The sequence below is a fragment of the Skermanella sp. genome (assembly GCF_059503625.1).
On the sequence record NZ_JCACHA010000435.1, the window covers coordinates 1 to 497 of the forward strand.

Genomic DNA, 497 nt, shown 5'->3' on the forward strand with positions numbered 1-497 from the left:
AACGCGTCATCGACCTCGACCCCCGCATCAACAAATCCGGACGGGTCTGGCACTGCCGCGTCCCCGCCGAAGACCTGGGAAACGCCGCCTACTATGCCTATCGCGTGGACGGGCCGCACCAGCCCGCGGACGGACAGCGCTTCGATCCTGCGAAGGTGCTGTTCGACCCCTATGCGAGGGCGCTTTATTTTCCGCCCGGCTATAGCCGCGAAGCCGCCCGGCACCCCGGGTCGAACACCGGCCGAGCACCGCTCGGCATCATCCGAACCGGCGCCGATCCGCAGTTCGACTGGTCGGGAGACCGCCGGCCCCGTCATGCGCACGACACCGTCATCTATGAACTGCACGTCCAGGGCTTCACCAGGCGCGCCAATTCCGGCGTCCCGCCGGAGGCGCGCGGCACCTTCGCCGGGCTGATGGCCAAGATCCCGTATCTGCGGGAACTTGGGATCACCGCCGTCGAGTTGATGCCGATCTTTCAGTTCGATCCGCAGGAA

At 66.6% G+C, this 497-nt stretch carries 1 pseudogene; it reads left to right on the plus strand.

The window, feature by feature from the left end:
* A pseudogene (locus AC5JJ6_RS09470) lies at positions 1-497 on the plus strand (glycogen debranching enzyme); the annotation flags it as partial.